This window comes from uncultured Faecalibacterium sp. (assembly GCF_900066275.1).
Lineage (GTDB): Bacteria > Bacillota > Clostridia > Oscillospirales > Ruminococcaceae > Faecalibacterium > Faecalibacterium taiwanense.
This window is the reverse complement of the sequence record NZ_FMFG01000026.1, coordinates 4496-14350: the sequence shown is the minus strand read 5'-3', so window position 1 is coordinate 14350 and position 9855 is coordinate 4496. Positions and strand designations below refer to the sequence as shown.

General features: G+C 60.2%; 8 protein-coding genes and 1 pseudogene. 7 read left to right on the top strand and 2 right to left on the bottom strand.

Annotated elements, in window-relative coordinates; translation table 11 throughout:
* The 7 genes and pseudogenes from QZL71_RS09225 to QZL71_RS09195 form a co-directional block, all read left to right on the top strand.
* A pseudogene (locus tag QZL71_RS09225) lies at positions 1-422 on the top strand (ATP-dependent DNA helicase PcrA); the annotation flags it as partial.
* 7 nt (positions 423-429) lie between these two features.
* On the top strand, positions 430-1209 hold the full coding sequence (thyX, locus tag QZL71_RS09220) for an FAD-dependent thymidylate synthase (protein ID WP_005941474.1): 780 nt from the start codon (positions 430-432) through the stop codon (positions 1207-1209).
* The gene (locus QZL71_RS09215; RefSeq protein WP_294648558.1) at positions 1206-1877 is read left to right on the top strand and encodes a dTMP kinase; all 672 of its coding nucleotides are present in this window, start codon (positions 1206-1208) and stop codon (positions 1875-1877) included. Before thyX ends, QZL71_RS09215 begins: the two co-directional genes overlap by 4 nt.
* 28 nt (positions 1878-1905) lie before the next feature.
* The gene (locus tag QZL71_RS09210) at positions 1906-2721 is read left to right on the top strand and encodes a hypothetical protein (protein WP_154261022.1); all 816 of its coding nucleotides are present in this window, start codon (positions 1906-1908) and stop codon (positions 2719-2721) included.
* An 18-nt stretch (positions 2722-2739) separates the two neighbouring features.
* Positions 2740-3879 carry an endolytic transglycosylase MltG gene (gene mltG / locus QZL71_RS09205; RefSeq protein WP_294648557.1) on the top strand — a complete coding sequence of 380 codons (1140 nt, stop codon included), beginning with the start codon at positions 2740-2742 and terminating at the stop codon, positions 3877-3879.
* Positions 3880-3893: 14 nt separating this feature from the next.
* A complete protein-coding gene (locus QZL71_RS09200; RefSeq protein ID WP_294648556.1) occupies positions 3894-5117 on the top strand; it encodes a peptidase U32 family protein in 1224 nt (407 codons plus the stop codon).
* Positions 5118-5127: 10 nt separating this feature from the next.
* Positions 5128-6843 carry a PASTA domain-containing protein gene (locus QZL71_RS09195; RefSeq protein WP_294648555.1) on the top strand — a complete coding sequence of 572 codons (1716 nt, stop codon included), beginning with the start codon at positions 5128-5130 and terminating at the stop codon, positions 6841-6843.
* 77 nt (positions 6844-6920) lie between these two features.
* Here the strand turns inward: QZL71_RS09195 and QZL71_RS09190 are convergent, their stop codons facing one another.
* Positions 6921-8399, bottom strand: coding sequence for a glutamate synthase subunit beta (locus tag QZL71_RS09190; RefSeq protein ID WP_294648554.1), 1479 nt, complete (start codon positions 8397-8399; stop codon positions 6921-6923).
* 13 nt (positions 8400-8412) lie between these two features.
* Positions 8413-9855: GltB/FmdC/FwdC-like GXGXG domain-containing protein (locus QZL71_RS09185; RefSeq protein WP_294648553.1), on the bottom strand; the 1443-nt coding region annotated here is incomplete at its 5' end.

Below are 9855 nucleotides of genomic sequence, written 5' to 3'. Positions count from 1 at the left end.
ATAGCAATCGCAGCGGCTACCTGAACCGCGAATACAACGCGGGCGAGGGCCGCGGCTTTGGCTCGGCCTATGCAAACCGGGGCCAGAGCCAGAGCGGATACGGTTCCGGCTATGGCCGCAGCGGCGCAGGTACGGGATATGGCTCTGGTTACAGTTCTGCATATTCTAACGGAACAACGCAGAAAAAATCTGCAAAGCAAATCTCCTTTACAGGCGCACCGGCAGCAAAAACCGCTGCAAAAGGCGCAAAACACTATGAGCCGGGCGATCTTGTGGAGCACAAGGTGTTCGGACGCGGTCAGGTAGTGGCTGTGAAGCCTGCCGCCGGAGATCAGATCGTGGAGATCAACTTTGAAAAGGTGGGCATTAAAAAGACCATGGCCAATTTTGCGCCCCTGACCAAAATCACTGCGGAGGAATAACACACTTATGATGACTGTTCGTTTGATCGCACATACCCCGGAACCGGAAAAGGTGGTGGCTGCAGCGGCAAAGCTCTGCTATTCTGATGCGCACATCACCGACCTGCTGGACGGCCTGACCGAGGAAAAGACCGCGAAGTTCCTGACCATGCTCAGTGATCTGGGCCATGCCAGCCCCATTGAACATGCCAGCTTCACCTTTGGCATCGAGGGGGTCAGCCGCACTTTGCTGGCGCAGATCACCCGCCACCGCATTGCATCCTTCAGTGTGCAGAGCCAGCGCTATGTGCGGCTGGACGATTTCCGCTATGTGGTACCGCCCGAGATCGAAGCCATCCCGGAAGCAAAGGAAGCTTTCCTTGCCAGCATGGAAGAGGACGCAAAGCGCTACCTCGACCTTGCCCACAAGCTGGAAGAAGGCCACACCGCCCGCCTGATGGCTGAAGGAATGCCGGAAAAGCAGGCCCGCGCCAAGGCCAGCAAGCAGGCCAACGAGGATGCCCGCTTTGTACTGCCCAACGCCTGCGAGACCAAGATGGTGGTCACCATGAATGCCCGCAGCCTGCAGAACTTTTTCCACCTGCGCTGCTGCAGCCGCGCCCAGTGGGAGATCCGGGAGCTGGCCGAAAAAATGTTTGAGCTGGTGTACCCGGTGGCACCGCATATCTTTGCAAAGTCCGGCCCGGCCTGTGTATCCGGCCCCTGCCCGGAAGGCAGGATGTGCTGCGGCAAAACAGCCGAGGTGCGTGCAAAATATGCCGCGATCAAAGAAGGTGCCGAAGCATGAGCAAGGGAAAACTGATCGTACTGGAAGGGCTGGACGGCAGCGGCAAGGCCACGCAGGCAAAGCTGCTGGAAGCACATTTAAAGGAGCAGGGCTTTTCTGTGCGGGAGATCACCTTCCCGAATTATGAGAGCGACTCCAGCGCCCTTGTAAAAATGTATCTGGCAGGGCAGTTCGGCCAGCACCCGGACGATGTAAACGCCTATGCAGCCTCCAGCTTTTATGCGGTGGACCGTTATGCCAGCTACAAAAAGGACTGGGGCAGTTTTTACGAGAATGGCGGCATCATCATTGCCGACCGCTACACCACCTCCAATGCGGTGCACCAGTGCTCCAAGCTGCCGCCGGAGCAGTGGGAGAGTTTTCTCGGCTGGCTGTTTGATTTTGAATTCCATCTGCTGGGCCTGCCTGCGCCGGATGAGGTGATCTACTTACAGGTAGACCCCGCCGTGAGCCAGAAACTTATGACCCAGCGTTACCACGGCGACGAGAGCAGGAAGGATGTGCACGAGAAGGATACCGAGTATCTTGCCCGCAGCCGCTGCGCCGCCGAGTATTGTGCCGTGCACCTTGGCTGGGCCGTCGTGCATTGCACCAGCGGGGACAACATGCGCAGCATCGAAGACATTCAGGCTGAAGTGCAGGAGATCGTGTTGAAGCAGCTGACATAATTTTCGATAAGAGGGGGCATCCTGACAGATGTATCGTTTGATGCAGCCGGAAGATAAACCGGCAGTGCTGGCTTTATGGCAGAGCCAGCGCAATGAATCAGAAGAATTTGCCAAAAAGGCCATTGAGCAGTTTGCAGGCGAGCAGAACGTCTATGTGGCCGAGGAAAATGACGAGATCGCCGCGGTGGCGCTGGCTGTGCCGGTCACGCTGCAGGGCCGCAGCGGCACCTACCTGTACGGTCTGTGCGGCGCGGGCAGCCTGATCCTGGCGGGCCTTGTAGACTATCTGTGTGCCCAGCAGAAGCTGCGCGGCGCAGGGTTTACAGTGGCGGTGCCCACCAGCCCGGAGCAGGCCGCACTGCTGCAGGATAAGGGCTTTGCATGGGCCTTCGCCCTGCGCTGTCTTCCCCGCGAGGTGGAACGCAACCTGTGGAGTCAGGCGGAGTTTGATTCCGTCACCGCCAAAAAGCTGTGTGAGCTGCGGGAGCGCTTCTGGCCCGATACTGTGCAGCTGACCCCGGAGCGCATGGCCGTGGTGCTGGGAGATCTGTACTCCTCCGGTGCCACCATCGTTTCCAGCGCCCACGGCTATGGTATTTATTTCCGCAAGGAGGATACGCTTTACTTTGTGGAGCTGCAGGCCGACAATGACCGCGCCGCCGAAGTACTGATGGAAGCCGCCCGCGAAAAGGAAGTCATTGTGGAAAAGGCGGTCATTACCGTGGGCGCATCCCAGCCGCTGTTCCTCGGCGAGGGCACCCGGCAGGACTACGGCATGATCCGCTTTGATGCCGAACCCTTTGATGTAGCCGAAAGCTACATGCGCCTGATGCTGGAAAACTAAGATAAAAGGAAGGTGCTTATGGCACACGAAAAAAACACCCGCAAAAAAGGCGGTGTAGGGAAGATCCTGCTGGTGCTGGTGGTACTGCTGGCGCTGGCCGTTGGCGGGGCGCTGCTGTTTGCGCACAACGAGATCAGCGGCAATGGCAGACCCGGCACGGAGGTAACGGTGAGCATCCCGCAGGGCAGCGGCGTTTCCGTCATTGCGCAAAAGCTCAAGGATGCGGGTGTGATCCGCTCGGCCTATCTGTTCCGCTGGTATGTGGGGCAAAAGGGTGCGGCATCAAAGCTGCAGTATGGCGATTTTACCCTGCAGAAGAGCGCCTGTTCTTACGATGCCATTATTGCGGTCCTGTCCACCTACGCCAAGGCCGAAACGGTGCGCGTGACCATCCCAGAGGGAACCACGGCCATTGCCATTGCCCAGAAGATGGAAGCCGCCGGGCTGTGCAGCGCCGAGGATTTCCTGAAGGAAGCCAACGAGGGCGATTTCAGCGAATACACCTTCTGGCAGTACGTGCCGGACGATGCCGACGCGCCGGACCGCTTTATGAAGTGCGAGGGCTATCTCTTCCCGGAGACCTACGAATTCTTAAAGGACGACACCGTGCACAACTATGTAGCCACCTTCTATGCCCAGTTCGATGCACAGATCACCGATGAGATGTATGCAGAACTTAAAAAGCAGGATATGACCCTGCCCCAGCTGATCACACTGGCATCCTTTGTGCAGGAGGAAGCAGGCAACAGTCAGGACTCGAACGTGGCACAGGTGTTCCGCAACCGTCTGGCTGCGGATTCGCCCTACCCGCGCCTGCAGAGCAACACCTCCAGCTATATCCAGAGCGACAGTGACAACAATTACCTCTGGAACTGGGTGGCACCCTACTATGGCGGCTGGGATCATATCCCGGAAAATATCGTGGCTGCGTATGATACCTACAGCTGCAAGGGCCTGCCTGCCGGGCCGATCTCGAACCCCGGCATTGCGGCCATCAGGGCAGCGCTGGCCCCCCAGCCCAATGAGGAGGCCAAGGATGCCTATTTCTTTGTGACCGACCTCAAGGGCAGCTATTATTATGCCCGCACCCTGAGCGAACACAACGCAAACTGCCAGAAGGCAGCACAAGTGAACAAAACTGTGAATACGGAAAAATGAGAGGAATTTGAACTATGCTGCAAATCCCGGAACTGCTGGCCCCGGCAGGCGATCTGGAACGCCTGCGCTATGCCATCAACTACGGTGCCGATGCCGTTTACTGCGGCCTGCCTGAATTTGGAATGCGGTCTGCTCCGGCCAACTTTACGCCGGAACAGCTGGCCGAGGGTGTCATCTACGCTCACGCCCGCGGCCGCAAGGTCTACCTGACCATGAACACCCTGCCCACCAACGAGGAAGCCGACCGCCTGCCCGAGGCCATCAAGGAAGCAGCCAAGGCCGGTGTGGATGCCTTTATCGTGGCAGACCTTGGTGTGCTGGATGCCTGCAAGACCTTTGCACCGGACATCGATGTGCACATGTCCACCCAGACAGGCATCACCAACTGGGCTGCGGCCCGCGCCGCCTACAACATGGGCGCAAAGCGCGTGGTGCTGGCCCGTGAGATGTCCCTGCAGGATATTGCGATCCTGCGCGATAAAACACCGCCGGAGCTGGAGATTGAAGCCTTTGTGCACGGTGCTATGTGCATGAGCGTTTCGGGCCGATGCCTGCTTTCCAACTACATGGCGGGCCGCGACGCGAACCGCGGCCAGTGCGCCCAGCCCTGCCGCTGGAAATACTATCTCAGCGAGGAGACCCGTCCGGGCCAGCTGTACGAGATCGGCGAGAACGAGAACGGCAGCTACATCCTCAACGCCAATGATATGTGCACCGCGCCTTTCCTTGATCTGATCTGCAAGGCCGGTGTGGACAGCCTGAAGATCGAGGGCCGTGCCAAGACCTTCTACTATGTGGCAAGCGTTACCGTCGCCTACCGCAGGGCGCTGGACGCTTATCTGGCCGACCCGCTCAACGACAACTTTGAGCTGCCTGCTGAAGTGTACGAGGAGCTTACCCGTACCAGCCACCGCCACTACTCGCCGGGCTTCTACTTTGGCCGCGAGCAGGCCAGACAGGCCACCGACAGCGCTACTTACATCCGCGATTGGGAGTTTGTGGGCACGGTGGACGGCTGGGAGAACGGCGTTGCCTCCTGCCAGCAGCGCGGCAAGTGGAGCCTGGGCGACACTCTGGAAGCCCTCTGCCCGGATGGCCGCAGCATTCCGCTGAACCCTGAGTGGATCGAAAACGAAGCCGGTGAACGGGTGGAGAGCACCCCGCATGCCATGGAAAAATACACCATTCCCACGCCGGAGCTGCCGCCCATGAGCCTGCTGCGGCGCAAAACGGTATAAGGAGACCACAATGGAAGCAACACGCCTGTGTCCATACTGCCTGCAGCCGCTGCCCGGAGCAGCACAAAGCTGCCCGCACTGCGGCAAAAGCTTTGCCGGGCGCAACCCCGGCGGCACCCTGCCGGTGGGCACCGTGCTGGCCGGGCGCTACACCGTAGGGGAAATGCTGAGCATCGACGGCGAGGGCATCCTCTACCGCGGCGCAGAGAATCTGGGCCGTTTCCGGGTGACCATCAAGGAATATCTGCCCATTACCCTCACGGCGGAGCGCACGGCAGAAAGCACCCTGCGGCCCAAGACCGGCAGTGAGGTGCTGTTCAAGACCACCCGCATGGATTTTGCGGACCTGTACCGCTCCATCCAGCGCATCACTCCGGCCAATGGTCTGGAAGCCGTGCTGGATGTGGTGGAAGCCAATAACAGCGTTTACGCCATTCTGGAAAATCTGGGCGGCACCCCGCTGGATCAGTGGCTGGAAAACCACCCCGGCACCATCCGCCCGGACGATGCCTGCACCATGCTGCAGCCGGTGTTTGAAGGCGTAGCCGCCATGCACAAGATCGGTCTGGTGCACCGCGGCATCTGTCCGGAGAACATCCGCGTGATGGAAAACAACCGCTGCCGTCTGGCAGGCTATGCCACGGTGGGCCTGCGCACGGCGGGCAGCGGCCTGCACGAACAGCTGTACGAAGGCTATTCCGCCCCGGAGCAGTATTCCACCGCAGAGTTCGAGGGCCGCTATACCGATGAATACAGCCTTGCGGCCGTGTTCTACCGCATGGTGTGCGGGCAGGCCCCGGTGCCTGCAGCGCAGCGCATAGTGGCAGACTCCAACCCACGCGCAAAATCGGTGAACGGCAGCCTGCCGCTGTACGTCTCGCAGGTGCTGCAGCTGGGCCTGCGCCTGCGGCCCATGGAGCGTATCCAGACCGTGCCGCAGCTGTATCAGGCCCTTTCTTCCAAGGAATACACCGCCGAGCTGACCCGCACCATGAAGCCGGAGACTCCGGTGCGCACAGCCCAGCCGGAGCCGGAACGCAAGGAGCATCTGCTCAGCTTAAAAGCGCTGCTGGCGGGCATCGTGATCCTGCTGTCCATCCTTATTCTGCTCACGCTGTGGAGCGTGCTGAGCCAGCACATCCACCAGCCTGCCGCGTCGGCTGCGGAGTCGGAACCGGCCAGCAGCGAGGTGATGGTGCCGCAGAACCTTGTGCCGAACTTTATTGGCATGGACTACACGCAGGTGCAGAACAACCGGGAATATACCAGCATGTATCTGTTCTACGTCACCGAGGAATACAGCGATACCGCCCCGGCGGGCCAGATCATCCAGCAGGAGCCGAGCGCGGACACTGTGCTCAAGGCAGGGGAGACCATACGGCTAGTGGTGAGCAAAGGCCCGCAGATGGCCGAGATGCCCAATATCATCGGCTTTACGCAGGATAGCGCGGTAAAGGAACTGGAAGCGAGGGGCCTTGTGGCCAGCTGCTTTATGGTGGTGAACGATGGCTCCTATGCATCCGGCTGCGTGGTGCGTACCAGCGAGGAGCCGGGCACCAAGGTGGAAGTGGGCACGGTGATCACCGTGTATATTGCGGCAGACCCCAGTGTGCAGATCACTGCCACACCGGAGGAACCCGCCGCTACCGAACCCACCACGACAGAGCCGGCCCCTCCGGAAACAACAGATCCTACCCCCACGGAACCGGAATACAATACAGACTAAAAAAACAAAAGCAGAAGCGGGAGCCTTGCAAAGGCCCCCGCTTCTGCTTGTTTAGGATAGGAAAGAGAATGGCTTAGTTAGAGGTTGGTGTAGCCCATCAGGTAGCGGTCTACCTCGGCGGCGCAGTCGCGGCCTTCGCGCAGGCCCCACACCACAAGGCTCTGGCCGCGGCGCATATCGCCGCAAACGAACACCTTTTCCACGTTGGTCTTGAAGCTGTGGTCTGCCACGTTGCCGCGGGCGGTCAGCTCCACACCAAATGCATCGGCCACGTAGCTTTCGCAGCCGGTAAAGCCTGCGGCGATGAACGCCAGCTGGCAGTTGTAGGTAAATTCTTCACCGGTGGGCACCATGCTGGTACGACCGGTCTCGGGGTTCCGCTCCGGCTTCAGGTAGGAGATGATAGCACCGGTCAGATTGCCTGCATCATCCTTCAAAAATTCCTTCACGGTGGTCTGGTACACGCGCGGGTCCTTGCCAAACTTTGCAAGACACTCGGTCTGGCCGTAGTCCACCTTCAGCACACGGGGCCACTCCGGCCACGGATTGGAGGCTGCACGCTCCTTGGGCGGCTGCGGCATCATTTCCAGTGCCACCAGATCGGTGCAGCCCTGCCGCAGGGCCGTGCCCTGACAGTCGTTGCCTGTATCACCGCCGCCGATCACCAGAACATTCTTGCCCTTGGCATCGATGGCCTTGCCGTCCGCGAACTGGCTGTCCAGCAGACTTCTGGTCACGCTGGTCAGGTAGTCCACGGCAAAGTGCACGCCGTTTGCATCGCGGCCGGGCACATTCAGGTCGCGGGCCTTCTTGGCACCGCAGCACAGCACCACGGCATCGTAGCCGTTCAGCAGCTCTTCGGCGGCAACAGCCCCGCCCACATCCATGTTGGTGCGGAACTCCACGCCCTCAGCCTGCATGATCTTGATGCGGCGCTCGATGACGGATTTGTCCAGCTTCATGTTGGGGATGCCGTACATCAGCAGGCCGCCCACGCGGTCTGCACGCTCGAACACAGTCACGGCGTGGCCGCGCTTGTTCAGGTATTCGGCCACCGAAAGGCCGGAGGGGCCGCTGCCCACCACGGCTACGCTCTTGCCGGTGCGGGAGGGCGGCGGTGCGGCGTGCAGCCAGCCCTTGGCGTAAGCCGTTTCGATAATGGCGTGCTCGTTCTCGCGCACGGTCACGCTGCTGCCGGTCACATCGCCGCAGGTGCAGGCCGCTTCACACAGGGCAGGGCACACCCGGCTGGTGAACTCCGGAAAGCGGTTGGTGGCCATCAGCCGATGCATGGCCAGCTCCCACTTGCCATGATAAACAAGGTCGTTCCACTCCGGGATGAGGTTGTTCAGCGGGCAGCCGGAGGCCATGCCGCCGATCATCATGCCGGCCTGACAGAAGGGAACACCGCAGTCCATGCAGCGTGCTGCCTGCGTCTGCTGCTCCTCGCGGGAGAGCCAGACGTGAAATTCGTTAAAGTTTTCAATGCGTTCCAGCGGCGGAACATCCGTGCTGGTTTTGCGCGTATAGTCGATAAATCCAGTTGTCTTACCCATAACGCTGCCCTCCTTACTTCTTCTTCTGCACCGTGTAGAATGCTTCGATCTGTGCCTGCTCGCCGTCCAGACCGCGCTCCTCAACGGATGCGATCACACGCAGCATACGGTCATAATCGTAGGGCAGAACTTTCTTGAACTTGGGCAGGAATTCGCTGAAGTTGTCAAGGATCTCTTTGCCGCGGGGAGAGCCGGTGGCCTCCACATGTTCGCGGATCAGCTCTTTCAGGGTGGCAACATCGTACTTGTGCTCCACAGGCTCCAGGCTGACGGTCTCCTTGTTCACGCGCTGGTAGAAGTCCCAGTTCTCGTCCAGCACGTAGGCGATGCCGCCGGTCATACCGGCTGCAAAGTTCTTGCCGGTCTGGCCCAGAACCACCACCGTGCCGCCGGTCATGTACTCGCAGCCGTGGTCGCCAACGCCCTCCACAACGGCGGTGGCACCGCTGTTGCGCACGGCGAAGCGCTCACCGGCCACGCCGGAAATGAACGCCTTGCCGCTGGTAGCACCGTACAGGGCCACGTTGCCGGTGATAATGTTCTCTTCCGGCTTAAAGGTGATGCCCTTGGGCGGGCGCACGACGATCTTGCCGCCGGACAGGCCCTTGCCCATGTAGTCGTTGCAGTCGCCCACAAGGTCCAGCGTCAGGCCGTTGGGGATGAAGGCACCAAAGCTCTGGCCGCCTGCACCCACACAGTGGGCGGTGTAAACATCATCCGGCAGGGTATTGCCGTATTTGCGGGTGATCTCGCTGCCAAAGATGGCACCAAAGGCGCGGTCGGTGTTGGAGACATCCAGCGTCACGCTCTGGGCATTCTTGCTGCTGAGCTTGAACTTCTTCATCAGCACCTTCATATCGAGGGTGTTTTCCAGATGGAAGTCGTAGGTGTCCTCCTTCACGAAGTGAACATTGCTGTTCTCGATGGCAGGGTTGTGCAGGATGCAGTCGAGATCCAACTTGGAAGCGCGGCTGCCGGGTGCGGCAGGCTTGACCTTGAGCAGGTCGGTGCGGCCAACCAGTTCATCGATGGTGCGCACGCCCAGCTTTGCCATGTACTCGCGCAGCTCCTCGGCCACAAAGGTGAGGTAGTTGATGATGTATTCCGGCTTGCCCTTGAAGTTCTTGCGCAGCTCCGGGTTCTGGGTGCAGATGCCCATGGGGCAGGTATCCAGATTGCACACACGCATCATCACGCAGCCCTCGGCCATCAGCAGGGTAGTGCCGAAGCCGAACTCCTCTGCGCCCAGCATACAGCTGATGGCAACATCGCGGCCGGAGAGCAGCTTGGAGTCGCTTTCGATGCGCACGCGGGTGCGCAGACCGTTCAGGATCAGGGTCTGATGGGTCTCGGCGATGCCCAGCTCCCACGGCAGGCCAGCGTGCTTGATGGAAGTACGCGGTGCTGCACCGGTGCCGCCGTCGTAGCCGGACACCAGAATGACCTGTGCGCCGCC